This window comes from Oceanospirillum sediminis, assembly GCF_014164585.1.
In the GTDB taxonomy this organism is placed as follows: Bacteria; Pseudomonadota; Gammaproteobacteria; order Pseudomonadales; family Halomonadaceae; genus Oceanospirillum; species Oceanospirillum sediminis.
The window spans coordinates 78,749-99,663 of the sequence record NZ_JACJFM010000004.1 but is presented as its reverse complement, the minus strand read 5'-3'; the positions used below and the strand labels follow the sequence as shown (position 1 = coordinate 99,663).

At 45.8% G+C, this 20,915-nt stretch carries 19 protein-coding genes; 12 read left to right on the top strand and 7 right to left on the bottom strand.

Annotated elements, in window-relative coordinates:
• The first annotated feature begins 13 nt into the window (after positions 1 to 13).
• The 11 genes from H4O21_RS04580 to H4O21_RS04530 all read left to right on the top strand — a co-directional run bounded on the left by H4O21_RS04580 (position 14) and on the right by H4O21_RS04530 (position 10,335).
• The gene (locus H4O21_RS04580; RefSeq protein ID WP_182807674.1) at positions 14 to 730 is read left to right on the top strand and encodes a hypothetical protein; all 717 of its coding nucleotides are present in this window, start codon (positions 14 to 16) and stop codon (positions 728 to 730) included.
• Positions 731 to 762: 32 nt separating this feature from the next.
• Positions 763 to 1,752 carry a hypothetical protein gene (locus tag H4O21_RS04575; RefSeq protein ID WP_182807673.1) on the top strand — a complete coding sequence of 330 codons (990 nt, stop codon included), beginning with the start codon at positions 763 to 765 and terminating at the stop codon, positions 1,750 to 1,752.
• A 6-nt stretch (positions 1,753 to 1,758) separates the two neighbouring features.
• Positions 1,759 to 2,247, top strand: a complete 489-nt coding sequence (locus H4O21_RS04570; RefSeq protein WP_182807672.1) for a hypothetical protein — start codon at positions 1,759 to 1,761, stop codon at positions 2,245 to 2,247.
• Positions 2,248 to 2,526: 279 nt separating this feature from the next.
• Positions 2,527 to 3,828 (top strand): diguanylate cyclase domain-containing protein, encoded by a 1,302-nt coding sequence (locus tag H4O21_RS04565; protein ID WP_182807671.1) that lies wholly within the window; start codon positions 2,527 to 2,529, stop codon positions 3,826 to 3,828.
• Positions 3,829 to 4,033: 205 nt separating this feature from the next.
• Positions 4,034 to 6,301 carry a methyl-accepting chemotaxis protein gene (locus H4O21_RS04560; protein WP_182807670.1) on the top strand — a complete coding sequence of 756 codons (2,268 nt, stop codon included), beginning with the start codon at positions 4,034 to 4,036 and terminating at the stop codon, positions 6,299 to 6,301.
• A gap of 196 nt (positions 6,302 to 6,497) precedes the next feature.
• Positions 6,498 to 7,145: a hypothetical protein gene (locus H4O21_RS04555; protein ID WP_182807669.1), complete on the top strand. Its 648-nt coding sequence runs from the start codon at positions 6,498 to 6,500 to the stop codon at positions 7,143 to 7,145.
• A gap of 221 nt (positions 7,146 to 7,366) precedes the next feature.
• Complete coding sequence (locus H4O21_RS04550; protein ID WP_220495507.1) at positions 7,367 to 7,930, top strand: isochorismatase family protein; 564 nt, start codon at positions 7,367 to 7,369, stop codon at positions 7,928 to 7,930.
• Between the two features lie 23 nt (positions 7,931 to 7,953).
• Positions 7,954 to 8,367 (top strand): GFA family protein, encoded by a 414-nt coding sequence (locus H4O21_RS04545; protein ID WP_255487134.1) that lies wholly within the window; start codon positions 7,954 to 7,956, stop codon positions 8,365 to 8,367.
• A gap of 128 nt (positions 8,368 to 8,495) precedes the next feature.
• Positions 8,496 to 8,804, top strand: a complete 309-nt coding sequence (locus tag H4O21_RS04540; protein WP_182807668.1) for a DUF1272 domain-containing protein — start codon at positions 8,496 to 8,498, stop codon at positions 8,802 to 8,804.
• Between the two features lie 38 nt (positions 8,805 to 8,842).
• Entirely contained in the window at positions 8,843 to 9,841 is a 999-nt protein-coding gene (locus H4O21_RS04535) for a GlxA family transcriptional regulator (RefSeq protein ID WP_182807667.1), read from the top strand.
• 287 nt (positions 9,842 to 10,128) lie between these two features.
• On the top strand, positions 10,129 to 10,335 hold the full coding sequence (locus H4O21_RS04530; RefSeq protein WP_182807666.1) for a cold-shock protein: 207 nt from the start codon (positions 10,129 to 10,131) through the stop codon (positions 10,333 to 10,335).
• 281 nt (positions 10,336 to 10,616) lie between these two features.
• Here H4O21_RS04530 and H4O21_RS04525 read toward each other — a convergent pair whose 3' ends face one another.
• On the bottom strand, positions 10,617 to 11,594 hold the full coding sequence (locus H4O21_RS04525) for a SapC family protein (RefSeq protein WP_182807665.1): 978 nt from the start codon (positions 11,592 to 11,594) through the stop codon (positions 10,617 to 10,619).
• A gap of 601 nt (positions 11,595 to 12,195) precedes the next feature.
• A complete protein-coding gene (locus H4O21_RS04520) occupies positions 12,196 to 13,125 on the bottom strand; it encodes a LysR family transcriptional regulator ArgP (protein WP_182807664.1) in 930 nt (309 codons plus the stop codon).
• A 172-nt stretch (positions 13,126 to 13,297) separates the two neighbouring features.
• Here H4O21_RS04520 and H4O21_RS04515 point away from each other — a divergent pair, with 172 nt between their 5' ends.
• Complete coding sequence (locus H4O21_RS04515) at positions 13,298 to 13,924, top strand: LysE/ArgO family amino acid transporter (protein WP_182807663.1); 627 nt, start codon at positions 13,298 to 13,300, stop codon at positions 13,922 to 13,924.
• Positions 13,925 to 14,274: 350 nt separating this feature from the next.
• On the opposite strand, the gene H4O21_RS04510 is transcribed toward H4O21_RS04515, so the two are convergent.
• The 5 genes from H4O21_RS04510 to H4O21_RS04490 all read right to left on the bottom strand — a co-directional run bounded on the left by H4O21_RS04510 (position 14,275) and on the right by H4O21_RS04490 (position 20,914).
• A complete protein-coding gene (locus H4O21_RS04510; RefSeq protein WP_182807662.1) occupies positions 14,275 to 15,930 on the bottom strand; it encodes a hypothetical protein in 1,656 nt (551 codons plus the stop codon).
• A gap of 435 nt (positions 15,931 to 16,365) precedes the next feature.
• The gene (locus H4O21_RS04505) at positions 16,366 to 17,178 is read right to left on the bottom strand and encodes a phosphatase PAP2 family protein (protein ID WP_182807661.1); all 813 of its coding nucleotides are present in this window, start codon (positions 17,176 to 17,178) and stop codon (positions 16,366 to 16,368) included.
• A gap of 48 nt (positions 17,179 to 17,226) precedes the next feature.
• Complete coding sequence (locus tag H4O21_RS04500) at positions 17,227 to 18,774, bottom strand: ABC transporter ATP-binding protein (protein WP_182807660.1); 1,548 nt, start codon at positions 18,772 to 18,774, stop codon at positions 17,227 to 17,229.
• Between the two features lie 9 nt (positions 18,775 to 18,783).
• Positions 18,784 to 19,824 carry an ABC transporter permease gene (locus H4O21_RS04495; protein WP_182807659.1) on the bottom strand — a complete coding sequence of 347 codons (1,041 nt, stop codon included), beginning with the start codon at positions 19,822 to 19,824 and terminating at the stop codon, positions 18,784 to 18,786.
• A 1-nt stretch (position 19,825) separates the two neighbouring features.
• Positions 19,826 to 20,914, bottom strand: coding sequence for a microcin C ABC transporter permease YejB (locus tag H4O21_RS04490; RefSeq protein WP_182807658.1), 1,089 nt, complete (start codon positions 20,912 to 20,914; stop codon positions 19,826 to 19,828).
• Between the last annotated feature and the right edge of the window lies 1 nt (position 20,915).

Below are 20,915 nucleotides of genomic sequence, written 5' to 3'. Positions count from 1 at the left end.
GAGGGTATTTTCTATGTCGGAAACAATAACTATCCGAACTCCTGGGCCTATTGATCTTACACAGTATAAAGTTCAAGTCGGCGATACGACTGAGTTTATTGAAAAAATAAACGGTACTCAAGTGGATGTAGAAAACTGGGCGCAACAACTTACATGGTGCGCCAGTGATTTGCAGAATGCAGTCAGTCAAATTGGTGATCGCTATGCTGATGTTGTACAAAGAAGTAATCAGGTTTCAGAAGACTTACAAAGTGCTCGTGACTTAATGGATGTGAGTTTAAACCCGGCTATTGAGGATGCAGTAGAATATATTTCCAGCTTATTCTCGGATGGTAATGCAAGTGCTATCTTAAACCCTGAATTAAAATTAAAAGCATCATCAGATATATCAAAGTCAGAGCCAGTTGTTTTGAATAGTAATGGTACAGTATCTCCTGTAGGGATTGACGGAGGATATATTGGAGCATTAAATAAAATAACAAGCGAAGATACCTTGTATCGCGCTGCTGTTTATGTTGAGCGTTACTCTGCTTTTATAGTAGCTTATGCTAATTATAAGTGTATTAAGTTTGTTATGGTTGGAGTATCTGGGGGGGATGCTTATGTTCTTGATGAAGGTGTTGTTTTTGTTGGTAATTCCTTTGTCCATATGTATGAGGATAGGGATGGGAATATCGATGTTTTTTTTGTGGTGGTCCACATAGTAAATCAAAACTCTATACAAAAATAACTATTAGCGAAACGACTGCGATTGTTCAACCTGTGCAAAATTTAGGAGAGTTGAATTCAGTAGGTGGTTTTTTTGAAAAAACAAATACAGGACAATTTATTTTTTTGGGGAGATCTCACAGTGGCGCGTTAGCTGCTGCAATATTATCAGTTAACAATGGTAAGGCAGTTGTTGAGTACTCTGAAAATATCAGTTGTAAATCTATAGTTAGCTTTGTATCTGCTTTAAAGTGTGATCACTCCACAGGAAAAATTTTGTTTTGTTACTGTTATCATGAATCATCTATACGTTATGCTAATACAATTAAGCCAGACTATTTGGGTGGTTTTACATTAGGTGATGAGTTAAATGTTAATAATGTGGCTGATTTGGATCAGCGTAGTAGTAAAACATATTTGTTTTTTTCTTCTCAGCTTAGCAAACTTTTTGTTTGTAATGCTATTAGCAGTAGCCCATATTGTATAAGGTTAATGGTTGTTGATACGTCTGGTGATTTGATTTCTATTAGTGCAGTCTCTGAAATTGGAGAAAAGCAGCATATTTATAATCCTGTTTTTTTCTTTGATGATATTAGTGGACGGTATGTTTTTTTTTGGGGGACTAAATATCCATATCAGCGGTACTATTGTTTGGCAGATTATGCTGATGGGAAATTCGTTTTCGACTCTCCAGTTATGTATGATAGCTCTGGTAGAGGTGAAAGTGTTGTTGTGTATAGTAAAGCAATATCGTCAGCAGTTGTTTTTGATAGGTATAAAGAGGATATTAAATCGGGGTACTCAAGGGTAATTCGCCCTGCAGGATCGAATGCTAAAGACTATATAGGTCTTGCCCGACGTGATGCTCTTGTAGGATCTGATGCAAGTGTGGCGGTTGAAGGAGATATAGTTGATGGCTTTTCTGGTTTGTCAATTAAAAGTGAATACTGGTTAGCTCCAGGTGGTGGAATTCAGCCATACAATACTGGGTTGTCAAAAGTAGGAATTGCTGTGTCTGATACAAGCATTCTTATTAGGAGGTAACATTGAATGTATATTGTAAAAAGAAAAATTGATGATGTTGTTTTCGCATATAGTGAAAATAAGCCTGTTTTTAGTTCAGGTGTGCTATCTGAACCATTGATTGCTTTAGATGTTAAAGAGTCAGATTATATCATCGAAGAAGTTATGGCTCCTGAATTTAAATTTTATAGCAATATATTTCGTTATGATAATGGATGGTTCATATCTGATGAAGAGATGTATGCTGAATTACAGGAAATAACTAATCCTGAGCCCGTTCCTTTAATCCTTTCTGCACGACAGGCAAGGTTAGTGCTGCATAGCATCGGCAGGCTATCGGATGTTGCGATTGCTATTGCTGCATTGCCAGAGAATGATCGGGAATATGCAGAAATAGAGTGGGAATACGCGACTGAAATTCATAGGGAGCATCGTTTTACTGGGATGCTGGCAGATATGTTGCGACTAACTGGTAACCAGGTCGATCAGTTATTTATTGATGGTGTGAAATTATAGCTCTGCTCAGAATGTATGAGCTTTCTGAATAAATATAATGCTATCAATGGTGTCGTATATAGAATTTGCTCTATTTTCCCCGCATCGACTCTCAACAAAATAGTCGAAATTTCCTTCTGATATTGCATCTTTGGCCGATACCCATTAAAAGTTATTCTGGTTACAGATAATCAGATTTTCCATTGGGTTAACGTCAGGATTTGACCCCTTCTTTATTTTCAACGCTGTGCCGCTATGGATGTTCAGGCTACAGGGCTATGAACTATATGAGGCCGGGTTTTGTATACCGAAACCGATTTCTCCCATCTGACCGTATTAGAAAGCCACCAGGATATTGCCAGTTTTGAGCTGGTGCCGGATATTATCTGGATTTTTGATCTGGATCGGCATGGGTTCTGGTGGGGGAACAGCAGTGCACTGAAATTCTGGGGGCTGGATCACCTGCAGCAGCTGATTGACAAGGATTTGTCGGCAGATACAGAAGGGGCACGTAAGCGTACTGAGCAGACGTTTTATAAAGCGGTCGCTCAGGGCATGACTCTGGACCCCTGGACGACGTATCCGGGCGGTAAGCCCCGTGTGCTATTGATGCGCCATAAAGCGGTATTGCTGGGGCCTGAAAAGCACCGGGGGATTATTGCCTTTATCAGTGAGGAAGTGAATCTGGGAGAAGATCCGGAGACCCTGTTGTTTGCTGAAGCGATTCGTTATACCTCGGTGGCAGTTACCAGCTTTACTCTGGATGGTGCTCCTTTATTTGAAAATCCTGCGGCGGCAGAAAAGTACGGTTATCTCTCAGAGCAGGCGATGCCAGAGGGAATGACTGAGTTTGAACGGCGCTTTTCCAGTCCGGAAGAAGGACGATTCCGGCTGGAGCAGGCCAGAGCGCGTCAGGATGGTCAGCAGGAGCATCTGATGAAAACTCAGGCAGGGGTTCGCCGCCATACTGTGGATATCCGTACCAGCCGCCACCCTTTGACCGGAGATTATATTACGCTGGTTTCTGAATACGATGTCACTGACTTGCATAATGCGCTTAAACAGGCTGAAGCAGCGGGGGATGCGTTGAAAAAAATGGCGCATTATGATGCTCTGACCGGATTGGCCGGTTTGCGTTTATGTAAAGATCGTATGGAGCAATCTTTCAGCTTTGCCCGTGATAATCAGGCGCAGGTCGCATTGATGTTTATTGATCTGGATGGGTTTAAAGCGGTTAATGATAATTATGGTCATGATGCCGGAGATCATGTTCTGAAGACGGTTGCACAGCGATTGAGAGAGAAAACCGGGCCTCAGGACACTGTTGGGCGCATTGGTGGCGATGAGTTTCTGGTTATTCTGCCGGATCTGGAGAAAAACCGTGATTTTTCTGCTATAGCCGGAGATATGATTCAGTCACTGGATATTCCTATTCAGATCTGTAGTGAAAACTGTCAGCCACAGCTGGCCTACATTGGTGCCAGTATAGGTATTGCGTTATATCCCGGATCAGGCCAAACGGCAGAAGGTTTGCTGAAAGCTGCGGATCAGGCCATGTACCGTATTAAACGCAGTGGTAAAAATAACTTCTCCTTTGCCTGAAGCGAATTGAGATTTTGCAATCTTGTTGTTAGCAGCTTATGCATCAATTCATGTATAAGCTGCCTTACCAGCCTTTTTTGCCATCATTTTTCTGTATTTCATTAAACTAACAGAGACTTGTTTGTTTCTCTTTGTAAAATTAACATTAGATTTCTATTGAAAAAAAGTTTCTAAATAAGATTTTACCTAAGAGAAAGAGGCCTGTATGTTCCGACACCTTCGTATCAGAACCCGGCTGATTATCGGCTTTTCTGCATTGATGATTCTGGTGTGCACTATGGTCATTCCATTTTTGTTAACCGATATGCAGCAGTTGATATCAACCGCAGAAAAAAGGGAACTTAAAGGTCTGTTCAGACAGCTGGAAGGCAAAATCCACGGAGAGGAAAGGCTGGCCAGTGCTCTGGCAACCTATATTGCCCAACAGCCTGAGGTGCATGATTATTTGAGTCGGGGTGATCGTCAGGCTCTGATCAGAAGTACGCAGCCTGGTTTTAAACAGTTGAAAGAAACCTTTGGTTTGCGCCAGTTCCAATTTCATCAACCGCCCGCCACCTCCTGGTTGAGAGTGCATAAACCGGCTAAATTCGGTGATGATTTATCCGGTTTCCGGGAAACGGTCGTAGAGACCAATCAGCAGAAAAAACGGGTCAATGGTATTGAAAAAGGGGTCGCCGGGTTAGGTATTCGAGGTGTCGCTCCTGTGATCATTGATCAGAAACACTGGGGCTCTGTTGAATTCGGCTTTTCTCTTGGGCAGAGCTTTTTTGATCAGGTGAAAGCAGATACCGGTGTTGAGTTGCAGGTGTTTAAATTGGATGGCAACCAGGCAGAAGCTTATGTGTCGACTCTGGGCAATGCCGATCTGCTGGCACCGGCTGAAATACAACAGGTAATTAGTGGAACTGTTGTTATCAGTCAGGTTAATAGAGGGAATCAGAGCTATGCGGTTTATGCTAATCTCCTGCATGATTTTTCCGGAAAACCGGTTGCTGTTGTAGAGATTGCTATGGACCGGGGGGATTATGTGGCCATGTTGAGTGAATCTGTGATGCACTCTGTTGTTATTGCTCTGATCTTTATTACTGCCGGAATTCTGCTGGCTGTCATTATCACGCGCAGTATTGTTTCTCCTCTGAATAAGATGCGTCAGGCGGTTGATAATATCTCTTCTGGTGACGGTGATCTGACGCGCACACTGCGGATTGAAGGGGATAACGAATTGGGTGAGATTGCCCAGTCAATCAATCTGTTTATTGCCAATATTGAGCAACTGGTTAAGAGTCTGATGAAGTCCGTGGCGGCGGTGTCCAGCTCCGGATCAGAACTATTTGATATTACGGAACAAACCATTACCTGTGCTCGCAATCAGCAAAACAGCACCGGTGAGGTAGCGGCGGCAGTCAATGAAATGACAGCAACAGCGCAGGACGTTGCCATGCATGCAGGCAGTACTTCTGAGGTTACAGCCAGTGCCAGCCAGCAGGCAACTCAGAGTTACACTGTTGTTAACGAGAGCATCGAAACCATTCATCATATGGCCGATAACGTGAACTCAACGGTTGAAATGATTAATCGGGTGAACCAGCAGTCTCAGGAGATTCACACTATCCTGGATGTGATTCACAGTATTGCTGAGCAAACGAATCTTCTTGCTTTGAACGCAGCCATTGAAGCGGCTCGCGCCGGTGAACAGGGGCGGGGGTTTGCTGTTGTAGCGGATGAAGTTCGTTCCCTGGCCAGCCGGACTCAGGAAGCGACAGGGCAAATCAATACTATGATCACCGAACTTCAGCAAGTGACGGGTGAAACCACAGAAGTGATTAATGAAAGTCAGCAGCATGTGAGTGCTCTGGTTGAAGTAGCCAGTGAGTCTGGAAATGCGCTGAAAGCGATTTCAGAAGGCATGCAGCAGATTAATGATACGGTTTATCAGATCGCCAGTGCGGCGGATCAGCAAAGTCAGGTTTCGGATGAAATTAATCACAGTGTGATCAGCATTGCCGATGGCGCAGAAGAAACCTATCAGGGAGCCGGAAAAATTATGCAGAAATCCTCTGCTATGGGCTCTGAGATGACCGCTCTGATGAGTCTGGTTCGTCGCTTTAAAGTCAGTAAAGATCCGGCGACAGAGCTTGCTGTAGCCCGTAGTGCCCACCAGGCCTGGAAAATGCGTTTGAGAACTTTCCTGGATACAGGCCAGGGCATTTCAATGAATCAGGCCGTCTCGGCCCATGAATGTGATTTTGGCCTCTGGTATTACGGTGAAGGGCATGAGGTATGCAGCCATAACTCAGACCTGAAAGCCATTGAACAACCACATGAACAGTTACATCAGTTAATTAAACAAATCATTGAACTGAAAGAAAAAGGTGATATGCGACGGGCCGAGCAACTGTATCGTCAGGTGTGCGAATTATCGGATCAGATTGTTGCCGGAATGGATTGTGCCATCGCACAGTATGCCCGTTGATCATCGCTGCTTTGCTGACGTATTGCGTTAGCAATCCAGAAATCAGATATTCTGGTTAAGCAAGGGGGGATTAAAAAGAGTTAGCAATAGGCTGACTCTTTTTTTCAGGATGATCTTGAACTTTTTAAGCGTAGAGCGGGAGCACCACTGAAAGATATCCGGCGTATAAACGAAAAATTCTGTCCGGGCTTCTCTGATGACCTATAAAAGTGTGTTACCAGCTTCGGCTTTACTGGTTCTGGTGATGTTTACCCTGCTTACCAGCTATGGCATTGTGCCTGGTGGAGATCTGTTGCTGGAGCAGTTAAAGCATTCTCTGCAGGATATGCCTGATGGGTTGTTATTTCTGATTATTCTTGCGGAATCTTTAATTTATCTGGGGTTTTATTTTCCTGGTCAGTTCTTCGCTGTTGTGCTGGTCGTTATGGCTGGTCCCGATTTTGGTGATATGTTGCGTCTGACTTTTATTATGGTACTGGCCGCAACCACAGGCTCCTTTATCAATTATTCGTTAGGTCGGTTATTTTCTCGTCCATCGCTTTTGGCTGAAGGCAATAAATTCCGACTCAGAAATCTGTTACTGGCGATGTTGCATACCAATGCGCTGGCATTTTATATGTTTGCGCAGGGCGCTCAGCGGCATAGTATTGGTGTCATCTGGCTGGCCGGATTACTGAACCTGCCTTATTATCTGCTACTGATTGCTGGCACTGTGTTGCTTAGTGATCAGGTAATGTATGTCGCTGAAACACCTCAGGTACTGGCTGTATTTCTGGTTGCATGGCTTGTCGTGGCTGTATTTCTGGACTGGCGTGCTGCCCACAAGGTGAGCAGTGCGGCATAGTGCTGCCTGAGTTTATCCCGTCTTATTTCTGGTGAATCAGAATAACCGCTTTCTGTTTGGTGTTGCTGATTCTCAAGCATTTTTGGGGAGCGATCAATGCTCTGTTAAGCTTTATCATTATATGTCCGTTCTTGTCCGGTATCTGTCCTGGCTGGCTCTGATACTGTTTTCTCAGATTATCAATAATGTCCCTGTTGGTTCATGATAAAGAGATACAGCAAATGCCAGACTTAACTTCCGACTTAATATCTGATACCGCTCTGTTAGTGATTGATGTACAGGAATCTTTCAAACACACTAAATACTGGCAGGATGATGATTTTCCCCGGTTTCAGAACAATCTGACTGCACTGATTCAACAGGCCCATCAATTGAACTGGCAGCTGATTTATGTGTTGCACAATGAGGATGATGGTGTTTTCTCACCGGAGTCCGGTTATGTCCGTCTGATGCCTTTTCTCTCATCAGAACCCGGTGATCAGATATTTAATAAACGAGTGCACAATGCGATGACCGATAGTGGTTTGCATGCATGGTTGCAGGATAAAAAGATCAACAAACTCCGGGTCTGTGGTATTCGCACAGAGCAATGTTGTGAAACCACCACAAGAATTGCCAGTGACCTGGGATATCAGGTGGATTATGTACTGGACGCCACTCTGACCTTCCCCATGATGCATCCGCTAACGAAAGAGGTGGTCACACCGGAGCAAATTTATAACCGGACAGCTCTGGTATTGCATCAGCGTTTTGCTGACATCACATCTGTGCAGGACTATTACTGATTATCAGTAGAGGAGTGATCAGTATGACGACCAACGTTGGTATGCCTCTGCATGGACGTTGTCTGTGCGGACAGGTGCATTATCAGATTTTGAAGCCGATTGATCGGGTATATCACTGCCATTGTGAAACGTGTCGTAAGGCTCATGGCAGTGCCTTTTCCAGTGTGGCGGCTGTGGCTGAGGACGCTATGGTGATATCCGGGACAGAGTATCTGAGCCGGTATGAGTCATCACCGGGGAAATGGCGTTATTTCTGCAGGCACTGTGGTACTCAGGTATATGCCCGGCGATCAGAGGCGAGGCATTATATTTTACGGCTGGGTTCTCTGGATACTGAACTGGATTTTCCGGAGCAGGAACATATCTGGTTATCTGATAAAGCCAGCTGGTACGAGTTACATCGCCAGTGTCCTGAATATCAGCAATCAGGCCCATAATACAGGCCAGGTTATTCTGGTTCATAACGTTTTTCCTGTAGCGCGTTTTTACTTATGGCGCTTTTGTTCTTATCGCTTCTGACTGGCAAAGCGCTTAATCCGGATAATCATTTAAGGGAGAACACCGTATGCTGGAACTCAGACCAAATTGTGAGTGTTGTGATAACGATTTACCTGTCGATGCCACTGATGCGATGATCTGCAGTTACGAATGCACATTTTGCAGAGATTGTGTGGATATGATCCTGCATAATGTTTGTCCGAATTGTGGCGGAGGCTTTTCACCCCGGCCGATACGCCCGTCAGTGGCGCGCCGGGAAGGTGTCAGCCTGAGTTTTCATCCGGCTTCTGAACGACGGGTACATACGTCGTTCAGTCGTGAAGCCTTGATAGCATTCAGTGAGAGAGTCAAAGGAACTCCTCCGTCTGAGCGTTAGGGATCAGTTCTGGCTGGAGAAACGTAAGCGAGGGATAAATGAATACACATGTACTGACAGAGCAAGCGCTGTCCGGGAGCAAAAAACGTTCTGTGTATTTGCTGGTATTGCCTGGCGTGCATCTGATGGACCTGGCCGCTCCAGCTCAGATCCTGGGGCATCTTTGGCTGGAGAATCATCTGCAGCTGCACTATATCTCAACGGATACGCGCATTCAGAGCCACCAGGGGCTGGCATTCAGTGAACTGGAACCCCTGCCTGAACAGGTCAATGAGGATAGCTGGTTATTTCTGATTGGGACTTTTCGGGCGGTGTTGCATCTGGAGCAGCCCTATTATCTTCAGGCCAGAGACTGGCTGGCGCGGGTTGCTGATCAGTTTGAGCTGATCGGCGGTATCTGTTCAGGCTCTTTGCTGGCGGCTTACGCCGGGTTATTGAAAGGCAGGGCCTGTACTTCACATCACGAATTGCTGGATGAGCTGAAACGGCTGGCACCAGATGCACGGGTACAGGAAGACTGTATTTTTGTCCGGGACGATAAGTTCTGGACCAGTGCCGGGATTACGACAGGCATTGATCTTTGCCTGCAACTGACTGCGGATTGCTACGGACATGATCTGGCAACCCGTATTGCCAGAGATATGGTAGTGTTTCAGCGCCGTAGCGGGCAGGAACCTCAGCTGAGCTTCTGGCTACAGCACAGAAATCATATCCACTCCCGTATTCACCGTGTACAGGATGCTGTGATGGCCAGACCGGGTCACTCATGGCGTATTGCTGAACTGGCAGATATTGTCCATATCAGTGATCGTCAGCTACGGCGTTTATTTAAAGAGGCAACGGGGTATTCATTGCAGGATTGGATTCAGCTGGCCAGACTGGAGTTATCCCGTCAGCTATTGTTACAAACCCGTTTTCCTGTTGAAGAGGTGGCCAGTCGCTGTGGTTTTGAATCGGAACGCAGCCTCCGGCGTTTATGGCAGAGATGGCAAGGGATTAGTCCGGGACAGTTCAGAATGCAGAATTTCCAGGAGTGACCAGAGCCGATAAAGTACAGAAGCCTCTGTTCTGACAGAGGAAAATAGCCTGTGAAATGAGGCGGAGCACCTATGGGTAAAAGGGTGAATAAAAAAAAGTGATTAATTATGTTTGCTATTTTCTTCAAACCGCATTACTCTTGCCCCCGGCTTGAAGTTTAGCCAGAAAATTATGCCTGCTGTTACGAAGATTCATCTCGTCCTGTTTACCATAATTTAAGTGTTAGTTTCTGCCATCCGGCCAATATGGCTTTTTAATTTTTAAATTTAATTTACAGGATATAAATATGTCTCGTGTAACTGGTACTGTTAAGTGGTTCAACGAAGAAAAAGGTTTTGGTTTCATTCAGCAGGACAACGGTCCTGACGTGTTTGCACACTTCCGTCAGATCAAAGGTGAAGGTTTCCGTACTCTGGCTGAAGGCCAGAAAGTTGAATTCACTGTAACTGAAGGCCAGAAAGGTCCACAGGCTGAAGAAATCGTAGCCGTGTAATTACAGATGAATCAATGATGCTGACGGTAATACGTCAGATCAGATTCAGAAAAAGAGCAACCTGTTTTCAGGTTGCTTTTTTTTTGCCTGAAATAAAGTAGAAATGTCGGGATGCAGGAAAAAGCAGTCTGAAGAGTCGGGAGTCATTTTTACAAGTGACCGGGGGATACTCTGTAATCAGCCAGAGCAGGGCGCAGAGGTGTTTCAGAAAGAAGCTATGGAAGGCGAGGCGGCCGTTGTACCTCGCCCTGTCCGGTGTGCAGAAGCTGATTAAAGGCAGGTTATGCAATCCAGCCCAGTACTGTACTGGTCGATCTTTCCAGTTTCTCAGCTAATTCAGGCAGCTTATTATTTTGCTGGCAAACTTTAGCCAGATCGGCACGGGCTTTTACCAGAGCTTTTCCTCTTTTTCTGCTCTGAAGTTCTTCAATAGTGACTTCATTCTGCTCGCATACCTGCCGGATCAGCGTTTCAAGCAGGTCTTCTTTTTTAGCTGACTTTTTCTTTTTGTCTGCTTTTTTAGCTTTTTCTGCGCCTTTCTTATCAGACTTTTTCTGATTTTTTTTCTTCGGCTTTGAAGATTTAGTGTCTTCCTGAGTGTTTGATTTTTTCTCAGGCTGTTCTGTTTTTGCCACCGGGGCTGGCTGGTTATTCAAAAACTGCAGACTATGCAGATGATTCTGCAATAATAGTCTGAGCACGGGTGATAACTGCTTAACTTTCTCTTCCGATGGTTGTTCTGTCAGTAGCAGATATTCGCCACGGGCACTCAGAATATCCAGCTTATCCAGCTTTTGTAGCTCATTTTCAGTCGCTACGAAAAGTTTCTGAATCGTATGAATCTCATTATTGATCTTATTCAGTTGCTGGGTCGGCTTGCCTTTTGAGGTAACCAGCTTACGGCCATTCTCATTAAACTGAGGGGCATTAGTATGATAAGCCAGATGAAAGATATTTTTCTCAACAGCCCAGGTGAAAGGGTACATAGCCAGGTAGTCCGGGCACACAGGAAGACCCAATTGACCTGATGGGCTAATGACGGGTTTACCTTTATGACTGAGTAATGCTTTTATCTCCAGGCGGCCTTTGGAAGATTTTCTGAAAACAACCGGAATATATCTGGCCAGCTTCAGTGCTTCCTGTAAATGAACAGGAACGGATGAAAGTCTGGCTGCAAAAGGATAGTCCTTCTGTTCCTGATAGCGAATATTACTGTCGTTTTGGAGCGAGAAAACTCTGATCGTTTGCTGTTTGGTCATAAATCTTCAATTTTTGTTGTCAGTCAGAGCTGAACGCAGCGAATCAACAGGTTCTGGTTACAGATCTGACTCAGCACGGTTTTATCTATCGAGCTTCAGAGAGTATGCTGCTCTGAGCGATAGTGCCCGGAATTCAAAGGGGCATATAATACCCGTCATCTGCCCATGCTGCCAGTCAACAGGACCATTGCGTTGGACTCCGGTCTAAAATATCTCGTTTCATCGGCATATATCATCATCTGATGCTTTCAGGGGCAATGGTTTTTTAAAATCCAGTCTGGAAAATACCGGGTGCTATCCTGATCTTAATATCCAGGATTAGTTCTGGCAGCTTACGGCTTTCCGGTCTGCTTCTCATTTCCCTGGATACAACGTGTGTTGTGTTATTTGACCTGCTTAACTTGTCAGCGCTTCTATTCATTATCTTGCTGGTATTTTCAGGATAGTTATCCACAGAAAAAGTGGGTAACTATGTGGAATAATTGAAATTCTGCTGAAAAAGTTGCTGTGTGACGGGACTGTCTGGGCTTTCGCCTTATTTTGTTCAAAATATAACCATATCAATCATCTGTGGTTCTCTGGGATAACGTATGATCAGAAATCATTCAGGGTGAATCAGATCATTATGTTGATCGAAAGCATCCAGATACTGACTGGCAGCCGCTGTCAGTGTTCTGGTTAGCTGTTGAACATGTTCCGATTTCAGATTCCACACATGCCAGTACAAAGGAATGGCCAGATAGCAACCGGGTAACAGCTCTCTGACAGCACCAGATGCACGCTCCCGGGTGCTCTGTTGATCAGGAATCATGCCACAGGCCAGCCCTCTGATAACCATCTGAAAGTAAGGATCAGATGAAGGAATCCGGTGTTTCGGGTAATCACCCGGGTTCAGATTACAGAATGTTTTCAGAAATCGGTTCTGAAGCTCATCTTTATTATTGAATTCAGCAACCGGTGCTTTGCGAAAGCCTTCAGCTGTGACACCTTCAGGAAAATAACGCTGGATATAGTCCGGACTGGCCAGACAGCGATATGGCATTACACCCAGGGGAATACAGCTACAGCCCTGCATCGCTTCAGGAGATGAGGTGATACAGCCGATCACTTCTCCGGTTTTCAGTAAGTGATGTGTTTGCTCCTGATCATCCACTTTCATATCCAGTAGCCATTGCTTTTGTTGCAGCAGGGATGTGATTGCATCCATAAACCAGGTCTGAAGACTGTCTGCATTAATACCGATTGCAACTCGGGTGAAGCCCTCTTTGTGATCCGGTGATAAGGAAGTAAACAGCTCATCCTGCAGCATCGCTATTTTTCGGTAGTACTTGATCACCTGGTGCCCGGCATCTGTAGCCTGTACCGGATTGGCCCGGATCACCAGTGTCTGGCCCAAACGTTCTTCCAGCTGTTTCAGGCGCTGAGAGACCGCGGACTGAGTGATATGTAGTTTTTGAGCGGCTTTATCAAAGCTTTGTTCTTCAATAATGGCGCTCAGGGCAGCCAGTTGGCGAATGTCCAGTGTATGCATGATTATAAATTTTATTAATGAAAGATAAGAATCATTAGTTTTACTTACTTCAAGGGATTTCGCAAACTGGTGTCATCAAAGGAAGCCATGAGGATGACGCAGCTCTTTATATGACTGAGCTCTGTATATGACGACGGCTTTGTAATCGTGTTTTTGTGATCGGGTGATAGATATGAGTTTTACATTGAGTTCTCATTTACTGGCATTGATTCAGGGACTGGGTACCAGTGCAGGGTTAATTATGGCGATTGGTGCTCAGAATGCATTTGTTCTGACACAGGGCCTGCGTAGGCAATATCACTGGCCCATTGCCGGGATCTGCAGCTTTTTTGATGCTTTACTGGTGACGGTTGGGGTTGCCGGGGTCGGTGCTCTGGTCAGTGAATCTGAGGCCTGGCTGATGGTCGCCCGCCTGGGAGGCGCAGCATTTTTACTCTGGTATGGGTTCCAGTCTCTGCGCTCGGCAATGAACACCAATAGTATGGGTAGCTCTACCCATGAACTGACCAGTTTACGCAGCGCCATACTAACCACACTGGCTATTACGCTGCTGAATCCCCATGTTTATCTGGATACTGTGGTACTGATTGGCAGTATCGGTGGGCAATTCCCGGCAGATGAGCGTCCCTGGTTTGCTATTGGGGCAATCAGCTTTTCTTTTATCTGGTTTTTCAGTATCAGTCTGGGAGCCAGATGGCTGGCCCCTTTATTTAAAAAGCCTGTTGCCTGGCGAGTTCTGGATGCCAGCGTCTGTATCGTGATGTGGTCTATAGCAGCCAGTTTGTTGCTGGCTATTTGATGGAATGATAAGGAGCGGATGCCGGGATCTGAGAGAGTAGCAGATGCTGGTGTCCGATGATTCGGTACGCCAGTTGGCCCTGTCTATATGGTTTACGTACACTCATTATCCGGCCAGCTGCTGTAAACAGCGTTCCGCACTGGCAGTCGGTATGCGAGCCTTTCTTAAAACACGACTTATACCAACACTGATCACATGAGCAGAAACTGTGGACATGTAATTCGTCAGAAACATATACCACAGAAGTTTGCTCATGGACTTCTTTGTTTCAGCAGTCTGAAAAACTCGGATGATCAATGGCAGAAGTTATAGCCTTGAATGAAGTATCTGCCAGGGAATAAATGAATATCTTATGATGATGTATTACCTGAGTTTATCGATGGAAACAGATTGGTCTTTAAGCTGAATTGATCAGAATACGAGGGCTGAACAGGGTTTGTATTATCGGAAATTTGTTGTAAAAGCTGAATCATATGATCCCGGTGTCTTGTCATCATTTGATTCAGACTCCGGGAAAATTGGGATGATGGACCTGCAGTGTCGATATTTACAGCTTGTAAAGACGTTTTTTCAAGGGGATTAAATACTGATGTATCTTCAGCTGAACCCCTGCTTTCTTGATTAGAATAACTTTGTGGACCAAGCATGGCTTGTCTGGTCAGGACTGCTACAGTGTTGCGAACATCACGAAGAGAATCCTCTTTACTCTTTAATTCATAAAACTCTGAATTGACTGAACTCATTAGCCCCACTTGCTCTCCTACCCTGGAGCGAAACACGAGATCTCTGGCATGGCTGTCCTGGCGAACAGAATCAACAATATCAAAAGCTTGCTGATGCTCAGACATATCGATTGGCTGACGTTCATTCCCTGTATTTCCAGAGGCTGAAAATAGCGTTTCCAGACCTGTTTTACTGATTGTTAAATATGCTCTCTGATCACTGCGTTCCATGCCTTTGAGGTCGTCGGTCATCTGGATAAGCTGTTCGTCACTGAACTGATATTGATCTAACAGGGTTAAAGTTTCATCCAGCATCTGATCAACGGTCGATTCAGAGTTATTGTCTATGGTTAACAACGCGGCAGCCGTGCCAGGTTTTTGTCCATCAAGCCAGACGCTGCCGGTATGCATATCAGAACCGGCTACTTGCTGCTTAATGGTCAGTGGAACTGCTCCATTTTCAGTTAAGTCACTCAGGAAAGATAACAGAGCGCCCTGTGTTTCTTCACTCTTTCCTTCCAGAGCATTCATTAAACGCTCGCCCTGTTTATGATCCCAGCCGAAAACATTTAATAACTGATTCTGCTGTTGTTCATCAAATTGCTCCAGCTTATCCATAAATTGATTACTATCAGGCGATTGAGTGACTGCAGATATAAAGTGATGTAATGGGTTTGCAGTCACAGAGCCTACCTGAGGGCTGATTCCCATAGAATCGTAGGTGAAGTCACCATCCGGATGATAAATGGCTTCAGATAACTCGCTGGTTTTGTCCAGAATACGATCCCGGGTTTCTTCATCTGTCTGAGCTAATGTCTGAATAAAATTTTCAAGGTCAGGAGGATCGCGATAGAAAAAGTTATTGCCCGGATTAACATTAAAACCATCCAGGGTATTAATCAGCTGGGAAAGCTGTTCATCGTCCATCTCCTCCACCATCGTGAGAAAATCATCTGAAAACAGCTCATCGCCATGAATGTGCTGGGTACCCGCAAGAATAGTATTCTGCTCATCGTCTAAACGGGATAATAAGGTCTGTACTCGCTCTGCTTTTTCAGGCGACATATTATTAGTATGTGTACGGAAACCAAAGCGGGCACCGCCATCCTGTGGTGGCTGGTTCATTGTTTCAGCAGTGCTGAAGGCTTGCCTTGTGGTTGTTCCTGTAACGGGAGGCTGGTTATTCAATCCTGATACTGATTGAACAACAGGTTGTGTATTCAGTGATTTAGCAGGAGAGTTTAAAAAGCTGGATAAAAATGATCCACCAGAAAAGATATTCATAATATGTCCTTAGGGGGATTTGCTCTCGCCCATGAAGTCAATTTATATCTGGCTAACTATCCTGGCTATATAGGCACCGATTGAATATCCCCTGAAAAGGAATGTCAGATAAACAAATTCGTATACGTATCTGAACAACAGTATTTCTATAAACACCCACCAGAAATTTCTCTTCTGCAGAAGACTTTATTCTTCAGCCCTTGCGAAAAATATCGAGACACTGTTGTAAGTATGTATGATCCAGTGAATATACAGAGAATATGGCAGTCTCTTGAAAAGATACCTTTCAGTTGCTTAAGTCAGATAATATTCAGCCTGTTATTTCACAGGCTAAATGAAAGGCGACAGAGAGAGTATGCCCTCTGGTCGTTGAATAATGTCTTCTGGTTAATCCAGACAGATAAACGCTCTGACCTGGTTTTTAGCTGAAAAGCATCAGGGGGTAGAGCTCACTCCCGGGCGCATCAGGCGGATAGTGGTTACTGTTAACATGACAATAAGGACTGATTTAAACCAGAATGTCGGTTCCGGGTATGGCCAGCTCATCAGAACCAGGAGACTGATGACCAGAACCGCAGATATACAGTAAAGAAGAGTGAAAGAGCGGGAGCCTTCTTTGCAGAGAGCTAAATAGGGGGCTGCGAGCTTTCTGACCATATGCAGGCCAGAATAGCCTGTTATCCAGCCGATCGCTCCGCCCATAAACAGATCCAGTGGCCAATGAACACCAATGGCTATTCTGGATAGGGCGACCATACATCCTGCCGCTATCAGAGGCAGAGTTATCTGATATTTGTCTTTAAACAGATAAGCCAGTGTGGCTGCAATAAAAGCTCCGGTGGCCGTATGGCCAGAAGGTCTGGATGGGGTTGTTTTATTCGTTTCGATAAAATGAAAGCTTTCAATGGGCAATACCAGATGCGGACGAGTCACATCCAGAAACTGTTTCAGGCCATAGACAAGGGCAAAACAGCATAAACCTGATATCAGAAGATGGGGGAGTAATACAGGATATTTACGCACAAACAGCAAAAGGATCGCAGCAGCGCTCAGAGTTTCACCAAAGTGAGTGGTTACTTGCCAGAACGTGTCTGGTAAATAGCTGAGTAAACTATTCAGCCAGTAAAACAAAGTCTCATTACTGCCGGTTAACCAGACCAGCAGGTAAGCTGCCAGGTGGGCTCCAATGACAGTCATTGCCAGATAATCACTCCTGAGGTTCATACTCAACTCATTGTCCTTACTCAACTTATTGTCCTGTCATTGTGCTATGGGTTGAAGGTGCCATAGGATGAACTATCTGTGATCCAGCCTTATGGTCTGATGGCACATGGCTTCAGCGGTAGCCGGGTCATGGGTGATCAGGATATAACTGATCTGATGTTTCTCCTGCAGAGATTTAAGCAGTGCTACGACCTGTTTCTGAATACTCTTATCCAGTGCTGAGGTCGGCTCATCCAGTACGATCAGTTTAGGTTTGAGTATCAGTGCCCGGGCAATGGAAATACGCTGGCGCTGACCGCCAGAAAATTCGTGCGGGTAGCGATGGCGCAGATCTGAATCCAGTCCGACTTCGGCCATGACATCACAAACAGCCTGTTCGATATCTTCTGCTGATTGCTCCGAGTGAACCCGTAAGCCTTCAGCAATGATATCACCGACGGTCATCCTGGGGCTCAGGCTACCAAAAGGGTCCTGAAGCACGACCTGAAGGTCTTTTCTGATGCCTCTTAAGGCTTTACCTGATAGCTGGTGCAGAGGCTGGTTATCAAAAACGATGGAACCTTCACTTCTGATCAGGCGCAGAATTGCCATACCTAACGAGGTTTTCCCTGAGCCACTGGCACCCAGAAAGCCGATGCATTCGCCCTGCTTCAGTTGGAAGCTGGCAGCAGTGACGGCTTTGATATAACCGTGAATCCGTTTCAGAATGCCTTTGCGCACCGGGTACCAGACATTCAGGTTATCCACTGTCAGCAGGGTTTTTGCCTGATCCTGTAATGGGACAGGTTCACCTTCCGGGGCGGAATGGATCAGCATATGGGTGTAATCCTGCTCCGGCGCGGTAAAAATCTGTTCAGTATTGCCCTGTTCAATAATCCGCCCATGTTGCATCACGCAGACACGCTGGGCATAGTCCCTGACGATGTTCAGATCATGGGTAATTAACAGCACTGCCAGCTGATATTTTTGTTGCAGGCTCTGGATCAGATCCAGAATCTGGCGCTGGATGTGGGTATCCAGTGCAGTGGTGGGTTCATCGGCAATTAACAGTTCCGGGTTATTGGCGATTGCCATGGCGATCATCACGCGCTGGCGTTGTCCACCTGACAGTTGATGAGGTAGAGCATTGATTCGTTCTGATGCCTGTTCAATGCCAACTTCTTCTAAGCGCTGGATGACTTCATCGGTCAGGGCCTGTCCACTGACCGGGCGATGCAGCTGAATGATCTCTGCGATCTGTTTACCGATAGAGTGTAACGGATTCAGAGAGGTCATCGGTTCCTGGAAGATAATACCGATCCGGTTGCCCCGAATACCCTGTAACCGCCGTTGCAGGCTGATGTCATTCTGAATCGCAAAAGGAGCCTCATGCTGAGACGGGCTGACTTCAAGCAGAGTATCCTGATCAAAACAGATTTTACCCCGATGAATTCGGGCGCTGGATGGCAGTAATCCGGGAATAGTCAGAGCGCTGATGGACTTGCCTGAGCCACTTTCACCGACCAGTGCCAGAGTCTCGCCTTTATGAATGTGAAAACTGATATCTTCAACCACGGGAGCCTGACCATGGAATCCCAGGCTGAGTTGTTCGACAGTAAGTAGCGGGCTGGATTCGATCATTCTGTTTCCTTATCCCTGCTGTTCCGAAATGTGGCGAGGGTCAAAAGCATCCCGAATGCCTTCGCCAATAAATACCAGTAGTGTCAGCATAACGGAGAGTACAACAAATGCGGTCATGCCCAGCCAGGGGGCGTGTAAGTTGGCTTTACCCTGGGCTACCAGTTCGCCCAGTGATGGTGATCCGGGGGGCAGACCAAAACCCAGAAAATCCAGTGCGGTCAGGGTGGTGACACCACCGGTAAAAATAAAAGGCATAAAGGTCATGGTGGCGACCATGGCATTAGGCAGCATATGACGCCACATAATCAAACGATCCGGTACGCCCAGCGCTTTGGCCGCTGTGACATATTCCAGATTCCGGCAGCGCAGAAACTCAGCCCGAACCACATCGACCAGTGCCATCCAGCTGAATAACAGCATGATACCTAACAGCCACCAGAAACCGGGCTCAATAACACTGGAGAGAATAATCAGGATGAACAGCGTCGGCAGGCCTGACCAGATTTCGATAAAGCGCTGGCCCAGCAAGTCAATTTTACCGCCGAAGAACCCCTGCATAGCGCCCACAGCAACACCGACAATCGTGCTGCCAATGGTCAGTGCAATAGCGAATAACATAGAGATACGGAAACCGTAGATGACACGGGCCAGAACATCCCGTCCCTGATCATCGGTGCCTAACAGGTTTTCACCGGTTGGTGGACTGGGAGCGGGCTGCTCCAGTTCATAGTTAATGGTGTCGTAGCTATAACGAATCATCGGCCAGATCATCCAGCCGCTTTCTGCTTCAATTAATTCCAGCAGATAAGGGTCGGTATAATCCGCTTCAGTGGCAAAGTCGCCACCAAAAGTGGTTTCCGGGTAGACGGTCAGTACCGGGCTGTAATAATCGCCCTTGTATTGAATTAGTACCGGTTTGTCATTGGCGATAAACTCCGCCAGCAGACTGAAAATAAATAACCCTGTGAACAGAATAAAGGAATAAAAGCTGCGTTTACTGGCAATAAAACTGGCCAGTCGCCGTTGAGTAATCGGAGATAACTGGTTCATCTTATTGATTCTGCGCCTCAAAGCTGATTCTTGGATCGACCAGAATATAGGTGATATCACTGACCAGCTTCAGTAACAAACCGATCAGAGTGAAAATATACAGGGTGCCAAAAATAACCGGATAATCCCTCTGCATAACCGCTTCAAAACCTAACAGTCCCAGACCATCCAGAGAGAAAATGACTTCAATTAATAACGAGCTGGAGAAGAATATTCCGATCAGGGCGGCAGGCATTCCGGCAATAATCAGCAACATGGCATTACGAAAAACATGGCCATACAGAACGCGATGTTCCGTGGCACCTTTTGCTCGGGCCGTCATCACGTATTGTTTGTTAATTTCATCCAGAAAGCTGTTTTTAGTCAGCATAGTGAGCGTGGCAAAGCTGGAGATCACCGAGGCCAGCACTGGCAGGGTAATATGCCAGAAATAATCGGCGATCTGCTCAGGGAATGACATCTGATCAAAGTTATCTGATGTCAGACCTCGCAGTGGGAACCAGTCAAAGTAGCTGCCACCGGCAAATAACACAATCAGCATGATTGCGAACAGGAAGTTAGGGATAGCGTAGCCAACGATAATGACACTGGATGACCAGACATCGAAGCTGGAACCATGTCTGACGGCTTTGCGGATACCTAGCGGAATAGATACTGCGTATACAATCAGGGTGGTCCATAACCCCAGAGAGACAGAGACCGGCATTTTTTCCAGAATCAGATCCAGTACACTCTGATCACGGAAGAAGCTATCGCCAAAATCAAAGGTCAGATAGTTGCCTATCATCTGAAAAAAGCGTTCGTGAGCGGGTTTATCGAAACCAAATTGCTGTTCAATCTCAGCGATCAGCTCCGGATCAATACCCTGGGCACCACGATACTCCTGCCCTGAGCTGGATGAACTCTGGATATCGCTCTGTTCAGCTGCTCCGATCCGGGTACTGGACTGGCTGTCAATGCCATCCAGTTGGGCCAGTACCTGCTCTACCGGTCCACCGGGTGCGGCCTGAACAATAATAAAGTTGAGCAGCATGATACCGAACAGCGTCGGTATCATGAGTAACAAACGACGGGCAATATAGCTCCACATA

Excerpts from the sequence above, each read along its gene's own strand:
- H4O21_RS04580 (WP_182807674.1), top strand. The coding sequence starts at position 14 with ATGTCGGAAACAATAACTATCCGAACTCCTGGGCCTATTGATCTTACA.
- H4O21_RS04570 (WP_182807672.1), top strand. The coding sequence starts at position 1,759 with ATGTATATTGTAAAAAGAAAAATTGATGATGTTGTTTTCGCATATAGT.
- H4O21_RS04560 (WP_182807670.1), top strand. The coding sequence starts at position 4,034 with ATGTTCCGACACCTTCGTATCAGAACCCGGCTGATTATCGGCTTTTCT.
- H4O21_RS04555 (WP_182807669.1), top strand. The coding sequence starts at position 6,498 with ATGACCTATAAAAGTGTGTTACCAGCTTCGGCTTTACTGGTTCTGGTG.
- H4O21_RS04550 (WP_220495507.1), top strand. The coding sequence starts at position 7,367 with ATGCCAGACTTAACTTCCGACTTAATATCTGATACCGCTCTGTTAGTG.
- H4O21_RS04545 (WP_255487134.1), top strand. The coding sequence starts at position 7,954 with ATGACGACCAACGTTGGTATGCCTCTGCATGGACGTTGTCTGTGCGGA.
- H4O21_RS04540 (WP_182807668.1), top strand. The coding sequence starts at position 8,496 with ATGCTGGAACTCAGACCAAATTGTGAGTGTTGTGATAACGATTTACCT.
- H4O21_RS04535 (WP_182807667.1), top strand. The coding sequence starts at position 8,843 with ATGAATACACATGTACTGACAGAGCAAGCGCTGTCCGGGAGCAAAAAA.
- H4O21_RS04530 (WP_182807666.1), top strand. The coding sequence starts at position 10,129 with ATGTCTCGTGTAACTGGTACTGTTAAGTGGTTCAACGAAGAAAAAGGT.
- H4O21_RS04525 (WP_182807665.1), bottom strand. The coding sequence starts at position 11,594 with ATGACCAAACAGCAAACGATCAGAGTTTTCTCGCTCCAAAACGACAGT.
- H4O21_RS04520 (WP_182807664.1), bottom strand. The coding sequence starts at position 13,125 with ATGCATACACTGGACATTCGCCAACTGGCTGCCCTGAGCGCCATTATT.
- H4O21_RS04515 (WP_182807663.1), top strand. The coding sequence starts at position 13,298 with ATGAGTTTTACATTGAGTTCTCATTTACTGGCATTGATTCAGGGACTG.
- H4O21_RS04510 (WP_182807662.1), bottom strand. The coding sequence starts at position 15,930 with ATGAATATCTTTTCTGGTGGATCATTTTTATCCAGCTTTTTAAACTCT.
- H4O21_RS04500 (WP_182807660.1), bottom strand. The coding sequence starts at position 18,774 with ATGATCGAATCCAGCCCGCTACTTACTGTCGAACAACTCAGCCTGGGA.
- H4O21_RS04495 (WP_182807659.1), bottom strand. The coding sequence starts at position 19,824 with ATGAACCAGTTATCTCCGATTACTCAACGGCGACTGGCCAGTTTTATT.
- H4O21_RS04490 (WP_182807658.1), bottom strand. The coding sequence starts at position 20,914 with ATGTGGAGCTATATTGCCCGTCGTTTGTTACTCATGATACCGACGCTG.